This window comes from Paenibacillus sp. FSL R10-2199 (assembly GCF_038000235.1).
GTDB classification, from domain to species: Bacteria; Bacillota; Bacilli; order Paenibacillales; family Paenibacillaceae; genus Paenibacillus_AQ; species Paenibacillus_AQ phytohabitans.
Genome location: NZ_JBBOBO010000002.1, coordinates 403695 through 425862, shown reverse-complemented (window position 1 = coordinate 425862; position 22168 = coordinate 403695). Strand labels below are relative to the sequence as shown.

Below are 22168 nucleotides of genomic sequence, written 5' to 3'. Positions count from 1 at the left end.
CGAAGCGGCAACGCCAGCTTACAAGATAAGAATGCATAGGCTTCACGCCATCCATTATCCTAATCTTTACCATGGAAACGGTAGTGTCCTTATTAAAGGGGCGCTACCGTTTTCACTTGCCTGCGGCATGATTCAACCTCCAAAAGATTATTTTATTGTAACCGGTTTGCGAGAAACTTTTACCCGTGATCTTACGTCAAAGAGATAGAAATAGATGAGATTTTTTTCCTATCTGGGAGGATGAGTTTGTGAAGAAGTTATGGATTTCTATTGTAGTGGGGTTGCTGATAGTTCCGTTACTATTTCAAGCCCCGGCCAAGGCGGCAGTCACACCGATCCGCATCATTATTGACGGAGTCCAGTTGTCTACGGATCAGCCTCCGGTAATGGTGAACGGACGGACGATGGTGCCGCTGCGTGCAATCTTCGAAGCCTTCAATGCCGCTATCAAGTGGGATCAGAAGACGCAGACTGTAACGGCGGTGCAGGAGGATACAACGGTTATATTGAAGATCGGCTCTAAGACAGCTACGATTAATAATCGGTCTGTAAGCCTGGATGTGCCCGGTCAGAATTTGAAGGGCAGAACTATGGTTCCGACGCGGTTCGTAAGTGAAGCGCTGGGCCGGGAAGTGGGCTGGAATCAGACCACCAAGGTTGTGACGGTAACCACTCCGGTACCGGCCGGTGTTAATACTGCTCCGGTATCCGGCGTAACCACGCAGGATATCGGTGATTTCGGTGACGGACGCGACCTGCAGATCAGCTTCAACCGGGTGGCCGATGAGTCCCTGGTGGACCATTACCGCGTTCTGATCGTCAAAGCGGGAAATTCGCTTGATCTGTCGTCAGCACTGGCTATACCCGCATCTAATTACTCCTCAGTTATGGTAACAGGCGCCAATCCTGTGGTTAAACTGACAGCTGCTTCGAGAACGGCAGATGGAGAAGTAATTAAAAGCAGTCAAGGGTATAAAGCTTATGTCCTTACGGTAGGCAAAGGAAGTAACCTCAGCGCGCTTTCCGGCAGTTCTTCCACCATTACTCTGACCAATAATATTGCACCGGTAATAAGCAATGTACAAGTGACCGATAATGGCGATTACGGTGACGGGCGCGATCTGTCCGTCAGCTTCAACAAGCTGGCAGATGAGACCAAGATAAGCTCTTACCGGATATTTGTGGTTAAAGCGGCGAACTATTCAGCCTTTAATCTGGCCAAAGCCAATTCTGTCGTCAGTGCCTATTACACACAAGTCACCAAGACAGGTGCTAATCTTACCCAGATTCTTTCCTCAGGAGCCAGGGATACAGACGGAGCACTGATTCAGACAGGGGTAAGCTACCGGGTATTCGCCATGGCTGTTGACAGCAGCAATACCGCCAATAATGTGTTATCCGCTGCTTCGTCTCCGGTTACCCTATCCAGCATCGGGATCTCGAGCCTGTATGTCACTGACGTTAACGACTATAATGACGGCCGTGACCTCAAGGTGTCCTTTACCCATGCCGCTGACGAAACGTATATCAGCCAGTACCGGATTCTGGTGGTGCCTACATCATACTACAGCAGCTACAGCCTGTCTGAGGCGAATAATGTATCGGGAGCCAACTATACTGCTGTGAGCACTTCCGGTTCTTCTACCAGTCTAGTGCTGACCTCGTCCACCAGAGATGTGCGCGGGACGCTGCTGAAGAACGGAATCAATTATAAAGTGTATATTTTATCTGTCAGAAGCGGGGGGAATGCAGGGTCCAATATTCTTTCTCCTGCCTCTGCCGAAATTACGCTATGGAATGATTTCAGCATGAGTGCTGTGACTAACCTGAGTGTGACTGACGTTAACGATAATGGGGATGGCCGCGATCTGAGGGTGTCATTCACCCATGCCTCAGATGAGACTTATGTCAGCCAGTACCGGATTCTGGTGGTGCCTACATCCTATTACAGCAGCTTCAGCTTGTCTGACGCGAATAATGTATCAAGTGCAAATTATTCCTCAGTAGGTACATCGGGCTCCACGACCAGCCAGGTATTAACTTCCTCCGCCAGAGATGTGCGCGGGAATCTGCTTAAGAATGAGATCAGTTACCGGGTGTATGTATTATCTATTGGAAGCGGAAGTTACGCGGGGTCTGGTGTACTTTCGTCAGGTTCATCGGTAATTACGTTATTGAATTCCTCAAGTGTGAGCGCAGTTTCCGGCCTAGCTGTCAGCGATGTTACCGATTTCGGTGACGGCCGTGATCTGAAGGTGTCCTTTACTCATGCTTCGGATGAAACCTACATCAGAGAGTACCGGATTCTGGTGGTGCCTACTTCCTATTACAGCAGCTTCAGCTTGTCTGATGCGAATAATGTCTCCACGTACACTTCAGCGGGTACATCCGGCAATAGCACCAGCATAATTTTAGACGCCTCAGCCAGAGATGTGCGCGGTACTACAATCAAAGATGGAATCAGCTATAAAGTGTATGTGTTGTCCGTCGGAATTGCGAATTATGCGGGCCCGAACGTGTTGTCCGGAGAATCGTCAGTAATTACCCTGGCCGGCAAAACCCCGCTCACCTCTGTTACGAATGTAACTTATAGTGTGGACAAAGGTAACCTTCTGATCGGCTTCACCAAATCATCGAACGAGGCTAATATCCTGGAATACCGGGTATATGTAGTCCCTTCCAAGCAAGGGTTTGGTGCAGCGGATGCGCTCGGAGTGCCGGCTTCACAGTATAAGGCGGTGGCTCCAAACGGATCGAATCCGACAGTTGCAGCTGCAGCCAGAGATGTGAACGGAAATGCAGTTGCGAGCGGGATTAAGTACAAGGTGTACGTTCTTGCCGTAGCCAATAATTATGGTGTGCAGAATGGCGGTCTTTCAGATTCAAGCGAGGAATTTGAGCTATAACTGCCCGGTTCTAAGCTGTAAATAAAGCTGAAAAACACAAACACAGCACGTCTCCAGTAAATGGGGAGGTGCTGTGTTTTTTGAGTAATTCATTACGCCTGCCTAGGCAGCGCCTGCATTCACCAGAACCATGGAAATCAGCAGCATGAACACCAGCAGGATAACGGCGTTAATGATGGTCCCGAGGACTGCGAATACCTTACGGCGTCTGCGGAGTGTAAGCCCGACAATGCCGGTGACAGCTCCAATCACATTAACAGCAGCCAGGATGAGCACGGATAAGCCCAAATACATAATCGCTTCCGCTGAATCGGCAATCAGCTTATTATTCTCATTCATGATGGAGGAAGCCTGTGCACCGACATACACAAACGCAATTGCATAACCGATCAGAGTAATCAGAGCGATGACAAAAGAAGCGATGCCGGGACCTGAGTGCTTGAAGTCGCGTTTGTTCTCCTGATACACGTATGCTGGATCAGCATGTATTGGCTGTTCTGATGAGCCCCATTCTGCGGGCCGGGATGGTGCGGTTTCCGGTTTGGGTGGAGGATTATGGTCCATGGGCTGCACTCCTTGGGATAAAAGATTGATAGTACCACTTTTCCATAAGATGGCTCTAAAAGCAAGTATTACGGCAGAATTATCCGTAAATCCTGCTGCTGGAAATCAGCCATGCGGATACGTTAAGATAGGAGGAGTTCAAGAGACAAAGGAGCTGTATATCCATGCAACGAAGATTGGTAGCCTGGGGAGCTGTGCTGGCTATGCTGTCCGTGGGAATCGGAGCGTTCGGAGCACATATGCTGAAGGCTGTGATCAGTGAAGAGTACCTGAAAGTGTACGAGACCGGTGTCCAGTATCATATGGTTCACGCACTGGCTCTGATTCTTATCGGCCTGACAGCAGGCCAGTGGGGAGAGAGTGCCCGGCTTGCCTGGGCAGGCCGGCTGATTGGGGCGGGAATTATTCTGTTCTCCGGCAGCCTGTATATCCTCAGCACCTCCGGGATCAAAATTCTTGGAGCCATTACACCCATCGGCGGCGTATGCTTTCTTGCCGGCTGGATATGCTTTGCCGTGGAGGCTTTCTCGCGTAAGGACTAACAAACAAGCACCCGTTCCCGGAATCCCGGGCGGGTGCTTGTTTGGGCTTGCTTACAGGAATTCGTCGATTTCATTGAGATTGAAAGTGTACACCTGCTTCTCGTCAACATGGTACACGCTTAGCGAGTTAGCGCCTTCATCAAAGTTCAGAATACGGCAGGGCATTGATACCTGCTTCCCGTGCCGGTTCGCTCTCAGCCGGACCAGCTGGTTATTCTGAATATATTGCCTGATCTTGCCGAACACGTCTGCCGGCGTTTCCGCCGGTGTCACAACAGGCGGTTTCTTGACGGGAGGTCTTTCGGCGGGCTTGTCCGCAGGCTTCTCTGGCAATTTCACTGAAACCGGCGTTGGAGTGTAAGATTCGTTTTTTAGAGCCAGCTTTGCCGAGCGCAGCAGAGTGTCTATAGTTCTTCCAAGCTCCAGACCGGAGTTAATGTTGAAATCTGTGATTTTATCGCTGTTGTTCAACATTTCAAGTAAGTATTGCAGTGCAAGCGGGTTAGTACGGGCATTAATCAGGATGTCAACATTGAAGAGATAGTTGCCGTCGGTGTGTTGTAGTTTCTTGTCCATTAATCCCCCAGCTTTATCGTTTAACACGATTCATTAAGTATTTATAAAGTATATAAACTATACCATTAAACAAGCAAAATTTATATACCCTCCGGCAGAGAATTAAGGACTTATGACCCCTCTAATTTATAAAGGAACTAGGACCATCGTCCACACGCCGTTGTAGCAGGACGCATAACTTAGATCGTGGAACGTGATAATAGGAGGTGCTGCAAATGGTAACATTGGAGCCTGTACAGGTGGGCGATTATGTCCTGGTCGGGGTTGAAGTGAAGCTGCCCAAAACTACGCTGCTCAGCATCAGCACAAGCCGGGGATATATCATGTGCGGGGCGCTGGATATAGGACTGCTCAATAATACGCTGAGTGACCGGCAGATTATTGCTGCACGGGCAGTAGGGGTGCGCACATTGCCGCAGCTGCTGGCTGCCCCGCTGGAATCCGTTACAATAGAGGCGGAGAAGCTTGGCATCGTTCCGGGAATGACTGGGGCGGAAGCCCTGCTTCTGATGGTGTAGGACAGCAGACTGGATTAGTGTTCAGCAGGGGGGCCGGCGGCCCTCCTTTTGTCTGAGGATAAGAATAATAATAATTCCGGTTGTTTCACATGTCCCGGAGCATAAGGCAAGGACTCTTGGCTCATCCTACGGGTTAGGACCGGAAGCGGCAGGACGCGGCGGGGAAAAAGCTGCTTGTCCCGTGTCCTCCTTTGTTTCGCCCTGCGGGCAGAAGGGTAAATGGAGAATAGACTACTGCATAGCCGGATGATGGACAAGCAGCCGGCAAAATATATGGATAAGGAAGGGATCAACTCATGGCTAAAGCATCAAACAAAGTAAATACCGCTTCATTGGAACAAGTACTTAACCGTCAGGTAGCTAACCTCAACGTTCTATATGTGAAAGTGCATAACTATCACTGGTATGTGAAAGGTGAGCAGTTCTTTGCCCTGCATGTGAAGTTTGAAGAACTGTACGATGATATCACGCTCAAAATGGACGAGGTTGCCGAGCGCCTTCTGAGTATCAAAGGCAGTCCTGCAGCGACGATGAAAGAATATTTGGAAATTGCCACTATTCAGGAAGCAACCGGCAAGGAAGATGCACGGGGAATGGTACAGGCACTCATCGAAGATTTCGCTACAGTAGCGGAAGAATTGACTGAAGGCATCGAACTGGCGGAAGAAGTCAGCGATCAGCCGACTGCCGACCTGTTCATCAAGATCCGCACTGATCTTGAGAAGAACCAATGGATGCTGCGCTCTTTCCTGGGCTGAGTGATAGCTGGTTAATCCTTGCTGTGTAAGTTTGAGACAAAAGTATAAACAAAGCCTCCCCTGGGATAATACCATGCGGGAGGCTTTGTTTATGCTACGAACTAAAGAAGAGAGTTCATTTAATATTGCAGCAATGAATGTATTCAGTTCCAAGTGGAAATTCAGTAATAGTTGTATATTGTGCAGTTAAAAACAGCGAAAAGGGCTGCCCGCATCTTATAACTGTATTCTGTACAACTAAATCTGCCCGAATGGGTGAGAACCAAGGTCCAAAGGCAGTTTAATTGTACGAAATACAACTAAACGGATAATTGGCTGGAAATCAGACGTTTTAGTTGTACAAAGTACAACTAAGCATACGCATATACCGGAATAGGGTCACTGCAAGCAAACCATCAGCAAGCGATTTACAAAATTAGTTATTATTAGTTTAGATCAGATGCTGTTTAAGGAGCTCCCTATGTTTACCGCAGTGACGGTTAAGCTTCAAGTTCAAATCTTAAGTAAGCCTTATACTGACTAGGAGCTCTCGTCATTATTAATCATTGTGTCACTATGACTAATCACCGTTTGGATAAATTTCAGTGAAGCCTGCAGTTCCGCCTCCGAGAAGGTGTTCAAACCCTGAATAAAGCTCTGCTCAAGGCTTTCATGCATCTCGGCGTGAACGATGAAGAGCTGCCTGCCTTTGGGCGTAAGGCTGAAATAGACTTCTTTCTTGTTGTCATTCATCCGGCTGCGCTTAATACAGCCTTCCTGTAGAAGCTTGCCGCTGATTTTTGTAATGCTTGCCTTGGACAATTTCATTTTTTCGGCAATCGAGGTGCTGTTTATGGGCTCGTGGTTGCCGATGCAATCAATGACATGAATGCTCGTCAAAGAGTTTGAAGTGAAAGTCAGCCCGTACTGGCGGGTAAGATCAGCGAAAGCATCGAGCTCGGATGCAAAAAGCTGTTCGTTTAGATGCGTTAAGTGGAGTAATCGGCCATACAGCAGCCGCTTAAGTCCTTCGGATGAGTTCATAAGGCTGGGCATCTCCCTGTTATGCAAAATTATCTTTATCCTACCCCGAAATTATTCACTTGTAAACTAACGTGCGATTTCACTGTTTAGCTATTAAAGCTCAGTCTATTTTCTAATAATTAGATTGACAGCTCTAATATTGCGAAATATAGTTTACTGGTAAACAATTTAAAATTGTTGAATGTTAACAATTTTCCGGGGAGGATAAGGATGGAGAATGTGTCTCAAGCGATAAGAGAACGGCGGACGATCCGGAAATTCAGCGCAAGGCCGGTCGAACAAGAAGTGATCGTTGCTTTGCTGAATGAGGCGGCAAGCCTGTACGAAGCTGAGGGGACGCCGCATTGGCGCTGTCTTTATTTCGGCACACCGGAGTCACGTGAAGAGCTGGCTGAGAGCATGATTGCCAAGGTGAAGGATAGTCATCTGGGAAAACTCCTTCCTGCCAGGATGACCGGATTTCTAAAAAAACAAATCACTGCTACTCCCGCCCACATCATTTTCATCGCTGAATCCGCCGAAACGCAGCGGCAGTGCGACGAAAATTACGCCGCCGTCTGCAGCATTATGCAGAATGTTCAACTGCTGGGCTGGGAACAAGGGCTAGGAATGCTGTGGTACACGGATTCCATGTTTTGCAGCGGGTCATTTTTTGAGAAAATGGGCTTGAAGGAAGGAGAACGGTTCGCCGGGATGCTGGAAATCGGCTACTTTGAGAAGACGCCGAGGGCCCGGAAAAGAACGCCGGCAGAGGAGAGTTGGAGTATAATAGGTGAGGACGACAGATTCCATCCGGATCTCAACCCTGTTTCTGCGCAAAGCGTCCTGAAACTGCTCAACGAGGCCGTATGGGCGCCTAATGACGGAATGAGAGAACCCTGGCGTTTTATCTATGTAACGGGTGGTCAAGCTGCCCGGAAACTGCGATCCTCCGGAGAGGAAGCTTCAACACCATTCCTTATGGTCGTGGCCACGGAGGAATCGGATCTTCACCGGCAGGAAGAGGATTATGCGGCGGTGTGCTGTCTGATCCAGAACTTTCAGCTGCTGGCCAAGTCCGAGCCATGGAACCTGCGCCGCCTGATTCCGGAATGGATTTATGACACGGAGCAGTGCAGTTCGTTTGGAATTCGCCCCCGGGAACGGATCGTTGCTGTGCTTGAACTGGGGGGAGACAAGAGAGTCTCTAATGCCGTGTCTGCTCCAGTGGTTGTCGAACAGTACAGCAGGGGGAGCGGTCCCGGGCAATAATCACTATTATTAGCTGTAGATACAGGCGACAGAGTAATAAAATTATAAGTCGGTATTTGTAAAAATCGGACCTTTGTAATAAAATTAGTGAGAATCATTGATAATCAACCTGATTCAATTTATAATAATTACAATGTGATATAAAATCTAATTGCTTGTAATCAGGGAAATCCTGTGACAATACAACTTTCTGATTTCGCAAATCGATCAATGGAGGGAATAATAATTATGGCAGCAGATTTTGTCATTGAGGGACTGAAAGCGACGATTGAAGGAAAAGAAATTCTGAAGGGGATCAACCTTCAAATGAAAGGCGGAGAAATTCACGCCATCATGGGACCGAACGGTACTGGTAAAAGTACTTTGGCCTCAGCCCTGATGGGTCATCCGAAGTATGTGGTTACAGAAGGCACAGCTGTGCTTGAAGGTGAAGATCTGCTGGAGATGGCGGTTGATGAACGCGCCCGTGCCGGCCTGTTCCTGGCTATGCAGTATCCGAGCGAGATCAGCGGGGTAACCAATTCCGACTTCCTGCGCAGTGCAATTAATTCCCGTCGTGAAGAGGGCAGTGAGATTTCCCTGATCCGTTTCATCCGGCTGATGGAAGCTAAGATGAAGGAACTGGATATGAATCCTGAATTCCTGCACCGCTACCTGAACGAAGGCTTCTCCGGCGGTGAGAAGAAACGTAATGAAATTCTCCAAATGATGATGCTGGACCCTAAGATCGTCATTCTTGACGAAATCGACTCCGGCCTTGATATTGATGCACTCAAAATTGTTGCCGATGGTGTGAACTCCATGCGCAGTCCGGAACGCGGATTCCTGGTTATCACTCACTATCAGCGTTTGCTTAACTACATCAAACCTGATTATGTACATGTCATGATGCAGGGACGGATTGTGAAATCCGGCGGCCCTGAGCTTGCAGAACGTCTGGAAGCAGAAGGTTATGAATGGGTTAAGGAAGAGCTCGGCATTGAAGATGAAACTGTAGGACAAGAAGCTTAGAAACGCTGGAAGGAGGAAACCACTTATGACGACGCAAACCATTCTTCCCGTGGATGCCCTGAAGCTCAGCGAATTATCGCAGAGCAGCGGCGAACCGGGCTGGCTGAAGGACAGCCGCTTGAAGGCACTGGAGCTTGCCGCTGAGCTTGCCCTGCCGAAGCTGGAGAAGACACGGATTGACCGCTGGAACATTAACAACTACGGAGAGTACAAGGCAAGCCAAACTTTCACATCTCTTGGCGAAGCACCTGCTTCAATTGCCGCTCTGATTAAGGATCAGGAGGAAGGCAGCCTGATCATTCAGCGCAATTCGGGAGCCGTATATGCCCGTCTGGCTCCTGAGCTGGCTGCGCAAGGCGTGATATTCACCGATCTGCAGACAGCAGTCAGAGAGCATGGAGATCTGGTGCAGCGTTATCTGCATAAGGCAGTATTGCCTGAAGAGCATTCCATCGCCGCACTGCATGCAGCGCTGTGGAACGGCGGGGTATTCCTCTATGTTCCGAAGAATGTCATCATCGAAACCCCGCTGCAGGCGGTGCTGTTAACGGATGATGCCGAGGCTGCATTTGTTCCGCATATTCTGATTGTTGCCGATAGTAATAGTTCATTAACCTACGTGGATAACTATGTATCAGATAAGTCCGAAGCGGGTCTGCATAATGGGGCCGTTGAGGTATTTGTAGGCGCAGGTGCCACAGTACGCTATGCCACGGTGCATCAGCTTGGGCAGGACACCACGGATGTTACCTACCGCCGTGCGGTAGTGGAGAATGACGGAACGATCGAATGGATCATCGGTGAGATGAACTATGGCGATACCGCCAGCGACACCAAGTCTGTGCTGAAGGGTAACGGCTCAAGCTCGGATGCCAAAGTAATTGCTGTAGGTACCGGTTCCCAGAAGCTGAGCTACACTACGCAGGCTCAGCATTTTGGCAGAAACACTCCGAGTGATATGATTACCCGCGCAGTGATGCGGGATTCGGCCACTTCCATTATTAACGGAATTACGAAAATCGAGAAAGGTGCGACAAGAGCGGACGGACAGCAGACCGAGAAGGTTCTGATGCTGAGTCCCAAAGCACGCGGCGACGCCAACCCGATCCTCCTTATAGATGAAGATGATGTAACTGCAGGCCATGCCGCTTCCGTAGGACAGGTCAATTACGAGCAAGTCTATTACCTGATGTCCCGGGGAATTACGCGGCATGACGCAGAAACACTGATCATATACGGCTTCCTGGCTCCTGTTGTGTCGCAAATTCCACTGGAGGGACTGCGCAATCAGCTCCAATCTCTTGTGGAAAGGAAGTTAGGCCAATGATTAGCAGCGGAGTTCGGGAGCAATTTCCCATCTTAAATCAGAATATTAACGGACACCCGCTGGTGTATCTGGACAGCGCGGCAACTTCACAGAAGCCGCGCCAGGTCATTGAGGCGGTCAAGTCTTATTATGAATGGGATAACGCCAATGTTCACCGCGGGGTGCACACACTGGGCAGCCGGGCAACCGATGCTTACGAAGGCGCCCGCGAGAAGCTGGCTAAGTTCATTAATGCCCGCAGCACCAAGGAAATTATTTTCACACGCGGTACTACAAGTGCACTTAATATTGTAGCTTCATCTTATGGACCTTCCGTCCTGCAAGAGGGCGATGAGATCGTAATTACCCAGATGGAGCATCACAGCAATTTCATTCCCTGGCAGCAGTTGGCCAAGAAGACAGGGGCAACCCTGAAATTCCTTCCTTTGCAGAAGGATGGTACAGTGACACTGGAGGATGCCGAGAAGACGATTACGGCTCAGACCAAGATCGTAGCTATCGCGTATGTATCCAATGTTATGGGGATTACCCATCCTATCAAAGAGCTTGCAGCAATTGCTCACCGCAACGGCGCTGTAATCGTGGTGGACGGAGCACAGAGCACACCGCATATGAAGGTGGATGTGCAGGATCTGGACTGTGACTTCTATGCACTGTCCGGTCACAAGATGCTCGCCCCTACCGGAATCGGCGCTTTGTACGGTAAGAAGGCACTGCTGGAGGCCATGGAGCCTGTCGAGTTCGGCGGCGAGATGATTGATGATGTAGGCCTGTACGAATCGACCTGGAAAGAGCTGCCCTGGAAGTTCGAAGGCGGGACACCGATTATTGCGGGTGCCGTTGGACTGGGAGCAGCAATTGATTTCCTGCAGGAGGTTGGACTGGATAATATTCACCGCCATGAGATGCAGCTTGCGGCGTATGCGGAGGAGCGGCTGTCAGAGATCAGTGATCTGACGATCTACGGCCCACGGAACCGCCAGGTAGGAGTAGTAACCTTCAATCTTGGCGATGTCCATCCGCATGACGTAGCTACGGTGCTGGATGCGGAGGGCATTGCTGTCCGCGCCGGACATCATTGCTGCCAGCCGCTGATGCGCTGGCTGGAGGTCAGCTCTACAGCCCGGGCCAGCTTCTACCTGTATAATACGGAACAGGATGTAGATTCGCTGGTTCAAGGCTTAATCAAGGCAAAGGAGTATTTCGCCTATGAACTTGGATGACTTATATAGACGCGTAATTATGGATCATTACAAAAATCCCCGGAACCGTGGTTCATTCGAAGATGATGCACTCAAGATTGAGCTGAACAACCCTACCTGCGGCGACCGCATTACGCTTCAGCTTAAGGTAGAGGACGGCGTCGTCAAGGACGCCCGTTATAGCGGCGAAGGCTGTTCAATCAGCATGTCGTCGGCTTCGATGATGACGGAAGCGGTCAAAGGTCAGACTGTAGCGCATGCGCTTGAACTGGCGGACAGCTTCTCCTCTCTGATGAAGGGTGAAGAAGCAGATTTCGGAGACTACGAAGATATTGAAGCCCTGTCCGGTGTTAATAAATTTCCGGCGCGGATCAAATGTGCCACACTGGCCTGGAACGCGCTACGCAAAGGCATAGATACGGAAGAGAATCACCCACAACATTAGAAACAAGGAGGCTGACACCATGGCTAAGAAAGCGCCTGATATGGAAGAGTACCAGTATGGATTCCGTGATGAGCACAAATCGATATTTCAGTCTGGTAAAGGACTCACGGAAGAAATTGTCCGGGAAATCTCCGCAATTAAGAATGAACCGGAATGGATGCTTAATTTCCGTCTGAAATCCCTGGAGCAGTTCCGCAAGATGCCGATGCCTAAGTGGGGCGGCAATCTGGACGATCTGGATTTCGAGGACATTCAATATTATGTAAGACCTTCGGAGAAGCAGGGTAAGACGTGGGAAGAAGTGCCTTCCGAGATCAAGGAAACCTTCGATAAGCTGGGTATTCCCGAAGCGGAGCAGAAATTCCTTGCCGGTGTCTCGGCACAGTATGAATCTGAGGTTGTATACCACAGCATGCAGAAGAACCTTGAGGATCAAGGTGTAATCTTCACAGATACGGATTCTGCACTTCGTGATCACCCTGAGCTGTTCAAGAAGTTCTTCGGTACCATCATTCCTCCGGCAGATAACAAGTTCGCCGCACTTAACAGTGCAGTGTGGTCCGGCGGCAGCTTCATCTATGTTCCGAAGGGTGTGAAATGTGAAGTGCCTTTGCAGGCGTACTTCCGTATCAACTCCGAGAACATGGGACAATTCGAGCGGACCCTGATTCTCGCAGATGAAGACAGCTTCGTGCATTATGTTGAGGGCTGTACGGCTCCGATCTATAGCACCAACTCCCTGCATAGTGCAGTCGTTGAAATCCTGTGCATGAAGAATGCGCGTGTGCGTTACACAACCATTCAGAACTGGGCACCGAATATCTACAACCTGGTAACCAAACGTGCGGTTGCTGAAGAGAATGCGACAATGGAATGGGTTGACGGCAACATCGGTTCCAAGCTGACGATGAAATATCCGGCAGTCGTGCTTAAGGGCCGTGGAGCCAAAGGTTCCGTATTGTCCATTGCGGTTGCGGGTAAGAACCAGCATCAGGATGCCGGCGCCAAGATGATTCATCTGGCACCTGATACCACGTCCACGATCGTCTCCAAGTCGATCAGCAAGCACGGCGGCAAGGTGACTTACCGCGGACTCGCTTCCTTCGGCCGTCAGGCAGAAGGCGCGAAATCCAATATCAAATGTGATACGCTTATTCTGGATAACGAGTCCACCTCGGACACGATTCCTTACAATGAGATCATGAATGATAACATTGTGCTTGAGCATGAAGCTACAGTATCCAAGGTCTCTGAAGAGCAGCTGTTCTATCTCCAGAGCCGCGGCCTGACTGAAGCTGAAGCTACGCAAATGATCGTTATGGGCTTCATCGAACCGTTCACCAAAGAGCTGCCGATGGAATACGCGGTAGAGATGAACAGATTGATTAAATTCGAGATGGAAGGCTCCATCGGTTAACAGGAGCTTCGATCTTCGATTATAACCACGCAATATCCAGTACGTGCCCACAGATTCTTGACGCAATATTGTCTAAGATCTGTGGGCATTTTTATGTGGTATGGGGAATTATACAATGTGAAATAATGTAGTGGACACAGGAGCAACCGTGTAAGTTATATCTTTCCGGTCTTAAGGAGGCCCCGATGAGAAAATTGGTCGTATCAGAGTTTATGACGCTGGATGGAGTAATGGAGAATCCGCAGTGGACTTTCGCCTATGGTGGTGAAGAACAGGAGAAATACAAGTTCGGTGAATTGAAGGATGCCGATGCTCTGCTGCTGGGCCGTGTGACGTATGAGGCATTTGCTGCTGCCTGGCCCAATATGCTGGAGCAGACCGGGGAATACGGCGAGATGATGAACGGTTATGCCAAACATGTCGTCTCCACAACGCTCTCCGAAGTCACCTGGAACAATTCAAGTCTCATTAAGGACAACCTGCTGGAGGAGATTAATAAGCTTAAGCAGCAGCCGGGCCGAGATATTCTGGTATTCGGCAGCTGTACGCTGGTCCAGAGCCTGATCAGCCTGGGTCTTGTGGATGAATTCCGCCTGATGGTATTCCCGGTGCTGCTTGGCAGCGGCAAACGGCTATTCGGTGAAGGACTTAAGGAGCAGGGACTGCACTTGACAGATACCCTGAGATTCTCCCCGGGTGTGGTTGTTGCCAGCTACAAGCCGGTTAAGGATTAGGATTAATGTTCAGGCAAATGGCGTAAAGAGATTTTGAATAAGTTTTACTAATAGGGTTAGCGGATAGACTTAGCGAATTAGCGCAAGCACCGGAGCATAGCTGTTATGCTCTGCTGCTTGTGTTTTTTTGTTTGTAGACACGATGAAGTGGACTGAGAAGCGCTTATTTGTTCAAAAAGACCCATATTGTCGCTGAAACGGACTGAGATTCCGTTATATTGTCTTTTCGCGCCTGAAAGGAGGGGCGCGCGATCAAATAAAGGAATGTGAGTCCGGGTGACAGGCGAATTCTCCTGATTTGCACGATTAGCGGAATGTCAGTCCGCCTCAGGCAGGAAGGGGGCCGTTAAAGGCTTACAGCGACGCTTTTGTAATATTAATACATAATATTCCTTTTAACGGACGGCCAAAAAGCAGTTTCGCAGGGTTGAATCTTGCTATATCTTAATTGAGCAGTATTTACGAGGAAATAGGAGGAATTAAAGCTATGGGAGGGCTTTACTACCTGCTTAAGCCTAGTTTTTTCCGAAAAAACAAGGAAAATGCTCATTTCTCCCCTTTGCCGCATTAAATCATGGGTGATAAACTGCTTAAAGTCCCTAAATTGAAAGCGCATAAAAAGGTGGCTTAAGATGTGAGGTTTGGGGCTAAGACCATGCTTACGAAGCGGGTTATACTTCGTAAAGCTAAGACCATGCTTACGAAGTAGCTTTACTTCGTAAAGCTTTAAGGAGGAGAGATATGGATGTTCTCAGGCAACTGCGGGGCTTTTATCGGGAGAAACTGCACTATTTGATTCTGTCGATTATATGTTTGGCGGCCGCAACTGCAGTGGGGCTTATTACCCCCAATTTGTTAAGGAGATTGATTGATGATGTTATTGTTCCCCTAAAGTTTACTGAGGTGCCCGTACTCGCTCTTAGTGTGCTTGCTGTAATTATTGTTAAGGCCTGCCTGCAATTTGCCCATGGCTTCTTCGGTGGACGGCTGGGGAATTTTCTGGCCTACCGGCTGCGCAATGCCTGCTATGAGAAGCTGCAATTCCTGTCCTTCCGTTACTATGATACGGCGAAGACAGGTGACCTGATGTCCCGGCTGACCGGGGATTTGGAAGCGATCCGGATGTTCATCGGCTTCGGATTTGCCCAATTGCTGAATGTGTTTTTCATGGTTTTGTTCGGTTCCATCATGATGTTCACAATCAACTGGCAGCTTACGCTGGTTACTCTGATCACTATGCCGTTCCTGGCTGTAGTTGCACTCAGATTCGAATCCAAGATTCACCCGGCCTTTCAGGAGATGCGTCTGGCGTTAAGCTCCCTGACAACGGCTGTACAGGAGAATGTCACCGGGGTGAGAACAGTCAAATCGTTTGCCAGAGAGGCTTACGAAGTTGAGAAGTTCTCACACCGTAATGAACGTTATAAGGATAATCAGATTTTTGCCGCCGAACTATGGAGTAAATTCTTCCCTGTGATGGAGCTGCTCGCTTCGGTCAGTGTAGCGATATTGCTGGGGGTTGGCGGTACACTGGTCATTAACAAGCATATGTCGCTCGGAGAACTCGTCGCTTTCTTCAGCCTGATCTGGTATATTATCGGCCCGGTATGGGGCCTTGGCTTCCAAATCAACAACTATACCCAGTCCAAGGCATCGGGAGAACGCGTGCTTCAAGTCCTTAATCAGCAGATTGATGTGAAGGATAAAGAGAATGCAAGTGAGCTTGTACCGTCCGAAGTGAAAGGCGAAGTGGATTTCGATCATGTTACTTTTGCTTACGGGAACAAGATGCCGGCAGTCAAGGATATTCACTTCCATGCTGAGCCAGGTGCGGTCATCGGATTCCTGGGAGGAACCGGCTCCGGGAAATCCACCATTACCCAATTGATGATGCGCGCTTATGATGTGAATCAAGGAAGTATCAAGCTCGATGGGGTGGATATCCGTGAATTCCAGGTCCGCAGTCTGCGGGCACAGATCTCGACGGTGTTCCAGGAGACGTTCCTGTTCTCCTCCTCCATCCGCAATAATATCTCCTATGGACTCAAAAATGTCAGCATGGATGAAATCATCCGTGCCGCCGAGCTGGCGAAGGCGCATGAGTTCATTATGGAGATGCCGGAGGGCTATGATACCGTGGTAGGTGAACGCGGGATGGGCCTCTCCGGCGGACAAAAGCAACGGATTGCCATTGCCCGTGCGCTGCTGAAGAACCCGCGGATTCTCATTCTGGATGATGCGACCAGCGCGGTCGACATGGAGACGGAGCATGAGATTCAGGCAGGATTCCAGGAGGTTATGCGCGGACGTACAACCTTGATCATTGCCCACCGGATATCCTCTCTGCGCCATGCCGACCAGATTATAGTTATGAATGAAGGGAAGATGGTGCAGCAAGGTACGCATAAGGAACTGATTGAGGTTCCGGGACCTTACCAGGATGTATACCGGATTCAATATGCCGATTATTTGGCCAGGGATAATGAACTAGGGGCAGGTGATCCGGCATGAATCTTGAGACATCCAAACAGACCGCAAGTGCGGCATTAGAGAAGGATAACAGCAAGGCAGAGGAACAGACTTTGGAGGAGCGTTTCGTCTACAAGGATGATGACGTGATTGACAAGGCTTTTGACTGGAAGCAGTTCACCCGCCTGTTCGGCTATATGAAGCCGTATGCCAGGCAGATGCTGCCGCTCGTCGCGGTAATGATGATTCTGGGTACAGTGACGAAGCTGACGGTTCCGTTCCTGACAAGTATGGCAATCGATAAGGCGATTGCTCCCGAGGATGGCAACTCAAGTCTTACGCTGCTATACACGCTGACAGCCAGTGTTATTGTGCTATATCTGATTCAATGGATCGCCGGTGTGTACCGGATTAAGTATACGAATGTGATCGGGCAACGGGTCATTTATGATCTGCGTTCGGATCTGTTCCGCCATATTCAGAAGCTCTCCTTCAACTTCTTCGACAAAAGACCGGCCGGATCAGTACTGGTTCGGGTGACGAATGATATCAACTCGCTGCAGGATTTGTTCACGAACGGGGTCGTCAACCTGATGATCGACTGCGTCCAGCTGGTCGGCATTATGGTCATTCTGCTGCTGATCAACTGGAAGCTGGGACTTGCGGTAATGATTACTGTACCGGTTATGTTCCTGATCTCCACCAAGCTGCGGCAGCGGATCCGGATCGCCTGGCAGGATGTGCGGATGAAGAATTCCCGGATCAACTCCCATCTGAATGAGTCGATTCAGGGGATTCGCGTGACCCAGGCCTACACTCAGGAAGAAGAAAATATGCATTATTTCGATGCCATGAACATGGACAGCCGGAAATCCTGGAACAAGGCTTCGGCAATGAACCAGGCGTTCGGTCCGATTATTGAAGTCACCGGCGGCTTCGGAACGATGATCCTCTTCTGGTTCGGGGCTTATCTGATCCAGTCCGGTGAGCTTACCGTTGGTTTCCTGGTGGCCTTCAGTACGTATGTCAGTAACTTCTGGGACCCGATTAACCGCCTCGGCCAGATGTACAATCAGCTGCTGGTGGCCATGGCTTCCTCGGAGCGGATCTTCGAGTATCTCGATGAGCAGCCTGCGGTTCAGGATAAGCCGGGTGCAACGCCGCTGTCCAAGATTCAGGGGGACATTCACTTTAACAAGGTCGTATTTGAATATGAAAAAGGCCGCGCCGCGCTCAAAGGCATTGATCTCGATGTGAAAGCCGGCCAATCGATTGCCCTCGTCGGCCATACCGGCTCCGGTAAAAGCACGATCATCAACCTCATCGGCCGGTTCTATGATATCAAGAGTGGCGACATCACGATCGACGGCAGAGATATCCGTGATGTAACCCTGCAGAGTCTGCGGGAACAGATCGGGATCGTGCTCCAGGATACCTTCATCTTCTCAGGAACGATAAGGGACAATATCCGGTTTGGACGGCTGGATGCTACAAATGAGGAGATTGAAGAAGTTGCCAAGGCAGTGGACGCGCATGACTTCATTATGAAGCTGCCGGGCGGCTATGAGACCGAAGTTGAAGAGCGCGGCAGCGCACTGTCCATGGGCCAGCGCCAGCTGCTGTCCTTCGCCCGGGCGCTGCTCGCCGATCCGCGGATTCTGATTCTGGATGAAGCGACAGCCAGTATCGATACGGAGACGGAGATCAAGATCCAGGAAGCGCTGAAGCTACTGCTTCAGGGCCGGACCTCCTTCATCGTAGCCCACCGGCTCTCCACCATCCGCCATGCGGATAAGATTGTGGTGCTGGATCATGGCGAGATCAAGGAAGAAGGCAATCACGCCGAGCTTACCGAGCGTGACGGCATTTATAACGGTTTAATTGAAGCGCAGTTCCGCTTCTTATAGCAGAATGACAGACAGAAGCCCTCCCCGGCACACTTTAATTAGCAGGGAGGGCTACTGTTATTTTTATAGAAATTCACCCTTGCCGCTTGGCGGCTCTGCCGGTTACCCGGACCTCCAGCATCTGTGCACTGATCTCCTGCTGCCACTGAGAGTCTTTCGTATGTGCCGCCAGCATGGCTTCATTATTCAGCCGGGCCATTTCCCAGCAGTACACCGTGTTGACATGAAGGCAGTGCTGCTGCTCGTCACGTTCCGCTGCGGCCAGCGGCCGCTTCAGACTAAGAGTATACAGCTCCGCAAGGCGCTGATGAACTGCAAGCATAGGTTATCTCCTCCAAATGATCTTTTGCTATCAGCCTAGCCTTGGAGGCCGGGATTCAAACCGGGGAAAATAAAGTTCTTGAAATCGCTTTTTTTTATGCTACAATAACAGTAATACAGGATTGTGACCGGTAACGCGGGCAATGCCTAAGCTGATGCGAGTATCATTTTCTTAATGATATTGGGATCAACTTAGGCTTTTTTTGTACAAACTATATGGCGGGAGGTGAGATAGAGATGATTATCGAGAAGGTACTGAACAACAATGTACTTCTGACCAAGAATCAGAAAGGCAAGGAAGTCATTGTCATGGGCAGAGGGATTTCCTTCAACAAGGTGGCAGGGGATTATGTGGATCCGGCTAAGGTGGACAAGATTTTCCTGCTCAATGAGAACGAATTCACGGCACGGCTGACGGAGCTGCTGAATGATATTCCAGTGGTGCATCTGGAGCTGGCCAATGAGATCGTGATGTATGCGAACGGGGTGCTGGGCACAGAGCTGAGTGATAACCTGTACCTGACGCTGACGGACCACATTCATTTTGCGCTGCAGCGTTTCGATAAGGGAATCATGCTGAAGAACGCGATGCTGTTCGAAATCAAACGCTTTTATAAGAAGGAATATGAGATCGGGCTGGATGCCCTTAAGATTATCGAGCAGGCAACGGGCCTAGCGCTTGGTGAAGATGAAGCCGGTTTTATTGCCTTGCATCTGGTGAATGCCAGAATGGATGGCGGCAATGAGATGAGATCAACCGTCAAGATGACGGAAATCGTGCAGAATATTCTGAATATTGTTACCTATCACTACAAGCTGGTGCTTGATGAGACTTCGCTGAATTACTCGCGGTTCCTGACGCATCTGCAGTATTTCTCCATGCGGATCCTGAAGAAGGAGACCAATAACAGCGGCGAGGAGTTTCTGTATAACCAGGTGAGGCAGACTTATGTCAAGGCCTTCGAATGTGCAAGCAAGATCAATGAGTATCTGGAGAAATCCCATGGCCAGAGCTTAAGCAAGGATGAATATGTCTATCTGACCATTCACATCCAGCGGGTGACGGACCGTAACAGTCTGGAATAACACATTCCCTAAGCGAACCCTCTAACTTCATATTTTCCATCTTACAGGGTGTAACTGGTAATGCAGGCAAAACCTGAACTGATGGCAAAACTAGCGTTTTTTGACGCCCTTTTGCCCTGAGTTCAGGTTTTTCTTGTTTGCAGGGGGGGATAATAGAACTTGCTGGCACAACCCGCCTCTGCAGCGATGTTTAATCAATCGAGAAATATAAAGGAGCATACCCAAGTGAGCAATAAAGACTTATCCAAACAGATTATTACACTCGTTGGCGGAGAAGGTAATGTGAATTCCGTATTCCATTGTGCAACGCGCCTGAGATTCAAATTGAAGGATAACAGCAAGGCCAATAAAGCAGCGCTTGAAAAAACGCCGGGAGTCATTACCGTGGTGGAGAACAGCGGCCAGTTCCAGGTCGTCATCGGCAATAATGTCAGCCAGGTGTTTGAACAGATTATGAAGGAAACCTCTTTGCAGGATGCAGAGAAAAGCGGTAATGACGACAGCTCCGAAAGTACCAGTGTACTCGGCAAAGCGGTTGATATTATTTCAAGCATCTTCTCTCCGATTCTCGGGGCGCTCGCCGGCGCAGGGATTCTCAAGGGCCTGCTGGCTCTGATTCTCTCGCTGGAATGGATCAGCGGTACCAGCGGTACGTATCTGATTCTCAATGCAGCGTCGGACAGCGTGTTCTACTTCCTGCCTGTGTTCCTGGCAGTTACAGCGGCGCGTAAATTCAAAGCCAATCAATTTGTCTCCATAGCTGTAGCCGGGGCGCTGATATACCCTTCGGTAATTGCTGCTGTGGGTTCGCCGGACCCGCTGAACTTCCTGGGGATCAAGATTGTGCTGATTAACTATTCCTCCAGTGTAATTCCGATCATTCTGGCGGTATGGGTACAATCCTATGTGGAGAAATGGTTCCGTTCGTTCATTCATGAATCGGTCCGAAATATTCTGGTTCCCATGTTCGCGCTCCTAATTGTAATTCCGCTTACGTTCCTGGCCTTCGGACCTGTAGGCTCACTGATCAGTGACGGTTTGGCTTCCGGTTATACCTGGTTGTACAATCTTAGTCCTTTGGTTGCCGGAGCTATTGCCGGGGCATTCTGGCAGGTATTCGTGATCTTCGGCGTGCATTGGGGCTTTGTGCCGATCATGCTCAGCAACATTGCTACGCTGGGGTATGATACGATGCTGCCAATACTCTGCGCAGCAGTTCTGTCTCAGGCCGGTGCAGTATTCGGCGTATTCCTGAAATCCAGGAACCCGCAGCTCAAAGCTCTGGCCGGTTCTTCCACACTGGCAGCCATCTTCGGGATTACTGAACCGACAATCTACGGGGTTACCCTGAAGCTCAAGAAACCGTTCATCTATGCCTGTATCTCCGGTGCGATCGGCGGGGCGATTATTGCACAAGGCGGCGCAAGAGCACTGTCCTTCTCCTTGCCGGGACTGCTGGCCTTGCCGACTTATTTCGGAACCGGATTCATCTGGGTAATCATCGGCATACTTGTAGCCTTCGTACTCGCTGCTATTCTGGTATTTGTGCTTGGGTTTGATGACCCGGCAGCCGATACAGCAGCTTCTGTTAACTCAAGCGGACCGGTTAACCCAACTACGCCAACTATGATTGACAAAGAAATGGTGGTAAGTCCTCTGGCAGGAGCGCTGCAGCCGCTCGAAAGTCTGCCCGATGAAGCTTTTGCTTCCGGCGCAATGGGTAAAGGCATTGTCATCGAGCCGTCCTCCGGAAAGCTGACTTCCCCGGTGAACGGAACGGTAACCACGGTATTCCCGACAGGGCATGCGATTGGCATTACTTCGGATGGCGGCGCAGAGCTGTTGATCCATGTAGGAGTCAACACGGTGAAGTTGAAAGGGAAACATTTTGACAAAAAGGTACAAGAGGGAGATAAGGTCGTGCAGGGTCAGCTATTACTGGAATTTGACCTGGAAGCTATCCGTGCGGCAGGCTTTGTAACAGCGACTCCGGTCATTGTCACCAACTCGGCAGAATACCTCGATGTTCTGAAGAATACCGGAAGCGAAGTAACAAACGGCGAAGCTTTGCTAACCCTAATACACTAGAGCCCGTGCTCCAATGAGCAGGT

At 49.7% G+C, this 22168-nt stretch carries 19 protein-coding genes; 15 read left to right on the top strand and 4 right to left on the bottom strand.

The window, feature by feature from the left end:
- The first annotated feature begins 248 nt into the window (after positions 1 to 248).
- Complete coding sequence (locus NYE33_RS29920) at positions 249 to 2906, top strand: copper amine oxidase N-terminal domain-containing protein (protein ID WP_052421757.1); 2658 nt, start codon at positions 249 to 251, stop codon at positions 2904 to 2906.
- A gap of 102 nt (positions 2907 to 3008) precedes the next feature.
- On the opposite strand, the gene NYE33_RS29915 is transcribed toward NYE33_RS29920, so the two are convergent.
- Positions 3009 to 3470, bottom strand: coding sequence for a hypothetical protein (locus NYE33_RS29915; protein ID WP_341068960.1), 462 nt, complete (start codon positions 3468 to 3470; stop codon positions 3009 to 3011).
- Between the two features lie 164 nt (positions 3471 to 3634).
- Between NYE33_RS29915 and NYE33_RS29910 the strand changes: the two genes are divergently transcribed.
- Positions 3635 to 4012, top strand: a complete 378-nt coding sequence (locus NYE33_RS29910) for a DUF423 domain-containing protein (RefSeq protein WP_076242700.1) — start codon at positions 3635 to 3637, stop codon at positions 4010 to 4012.
- 51 nt (positions 4013 to 4063) lie between these two features.
- On the opposite strand, the gene NYE33_RS29905 is transcribed toward NYE33_RS29910, so the two are convergent.
- Positions 4064 to 4588 (bottom strand): hypothetical protein, encoded by a 525-nt coding sequence (locus NYE33_RS29905; protein ID WP_042135266.1) that lies wholly within the window; start codon positions 4586 to 4588, stop codon positions 4064 to 4066.
- A 215-nt stretch (positions 4589 to 4803) separates the two neighbouring features.
- On the opposite strand from NYE33_RS29905, the gene NYE33_RS29900 reads away from it, so the two are divergent.
- Together NYE33_RS29900 and NYE33_RS29895 are read left to right on the top strand one after the other, a co-directional pair.
- Positions 4804 to 5106, top strand: coding sequence for a YunC family protein (locus NYE33_RS29900; protein WP_039307501.1), 303 nt, complete (start codon positions 4804 to 4806; stop codon positions 5104 to 5106).
- Between the two features lie 296 nt (positions 5107 to 5402).
- Entirely contained in the window at positions 5403 to 5864 is a 462-nt protein-coding gene (locus NYE33_RS29895; protein WP_039307503.1) for a Dps family protein, read from the top strand.
- A gap of 519 nt (positions 5865 to 6383) precedes the next feature.
- Here NYE33_RS29895 and NYE33_RS29890 read toward each other — a convergent pair.
- On the bottom strand, positions 6384 to 6887 hold the full coding sequence (locus NYE33_RS29890; protein WP_042135268.1) for a MarR family transcriptional regulator: 504 nt from the start codon (positions 6885 to 6887) through the stop codon (positions 6384 to 6386).
- Between the two features lie 210 nt (positions 6888 to 7097).
- Here NYE33_RS29890 and NYE33_RS29885 point away from each other — a divergent pair, with 210 nt between their 5' ends.
- From NYE33_RS29885 to NYE33_RS29845, 9 genes are all read left to right on the top strand, one after another.
- Positions 7098 to 8138, top strand: a complete 1041-nt coding sequence (locus NYE33_RS29885) for a nitroreductase family protein (protein WP_341068958.1) — start codon at positions 7098 to 7100, stop codon at positions 8136 to 8138.
- Positions 8139 to 8366: 228 nt separating this feature from the next.
- A complete protein-coding gene (sufC, locus tag NYE33_RS29880) occupies positions 8367 to 9149 on the top strand; it encodes a Fe-S cluster assembly ATPase SufC (RefSeq protein ID WP_042135273.1) in 783 nt (260 codons plus the stop codon).
- Positions 9150 to 9174: 25 nt separating this feature from the next.
- A complete protein-coding gene (gene sufD, locus NYE33_RS29875; protein WP_336101268.1) occupies positions 9175 to 10476 on the top strand; it encodes a Fe-S cluster assembly protein SufD in 1302 nt (433 codons plus the stop codon).
- Entirely contained in the window at positions 10473 to 11699 is a 1227-nt protein-coding gene (locus tag NYE33_RS29870) for a cysteine desulfurase (RefSeq protein WP_076242704.1), read from the top strand. Before sufD ends, NYE33_RS29870 begins: the two co-directional genes overlap by 4 nt.
- Positions 11686 to 12123: a Fe-S cluster assembly sulfur transfer protein SufU gene (gene sufU / locus NYE33_RS29865; protein WP_042135279.1), complete on the top strand. Its 438-nt coding sequence runs from the start codon at positions 11686 to 11688 to the stop codon at positions 12121 to 12123. Before NYE33_RS29870 ends, sufU begins: the two co-directional genes overlap by 14 nt.
- A 19-nt stretch (positions 12124 to 12142) precedes the next feature.
- Complete coding sequence (gene sufB, locus NYE33_RS29860; RefSeq protein ID WP_042135281.1) at positions 12143 to 13540, top strand: Fe-S cluster assembly protein SufB; 1398 nt, start codon at positions 12143 to 12145, stop codon at positions 13538 to 13540.
- Positions 13541 to 13725: 185 nt separating this feature from the next.
- On the top strand, positions 13726 to 14274 hold the full coding sequence (locus tag NYE33_RS29855; protein WP_042135283.1) for a dihydrofolate reductase family protein: 549 nt from the start codon (positions 13726 to 13728) through the stop codon (positions 14272 to 14274).
- 741 nt (positions 14275 to 15015) lie between these two features.
- Complete coding sequence (locus tag NYE33_RS29850; RefSeq protein WP_039300219.1) at positions 15016 to 16785, top strand: ABC transporter ATP-binding protein; 1770 nt, start codon at positions 15016 to 15018, stop codon at positions 16783 to 16785.
- Positions 16782 to 18650 carry an ABC transporter ATP-binding protein gene (locus tag NYE33_RS29845; protein WP_081969908.1) on the top strand — a complete coding sequence of 623 codons (1869 nt, stop codon included), beginning with the start codon at positions 16782 to 16784 and terminating at the stop codon, positions 18648 to 18650. The genes NYE33_RS29850 and NYE33_RS29845 overlap by 4 nt, the downstream gene beginning before the upstream one ends.
- 73 nt (positions 18651 to 18723) lie before the next feature.
- On the opposite strand, the gene NYE33_RS29840 is transcribed toward NYE33_RS29845, so the two are convergent.
- Positions 18724 to 18972, bottom strand: coding sequence for a DUF7667 family protein (locus NYE33_RS29840; protein ID WP_039300213.1), 249 nt, complete (start codon positions 18970 to 18972; stop codon positions 18724 to 18726).
- A gap of 236 nt (positions 18973 to 19208) precedes the next feature.
- Between NYE33_RS29840 and licT the strand changes: the two genes are divergently transcribed.
- Together licT and NYE33_RS29830 are read left to right on the top strand one after the other, a co-directional pair.
- A complete protein-coding gene (gene licT / locus NYE33_RS29835) occupies positions 19209 to 20057 on the top strand; it encodes a BglG family transcription antiterminator LicT (protein ID WP_042135285.1) in 849 nt (282 codons plus the stop codon).
- Positions 20058 to 20282: 225 nt separating this feature from the next.
- Complete coding sequence (locus NYE33_RS29830; protein WP_076242706.1) at positions 20283 to 22145, top strand: beta-glucoside-specific PTS transporter subunit IIABC; 1863 nt, start codon at positions 20283 to 20285, stop codon at positions 22143 to 22145.
- Positions 22146 to 22168: the final 23 nt, after the last annotated feature.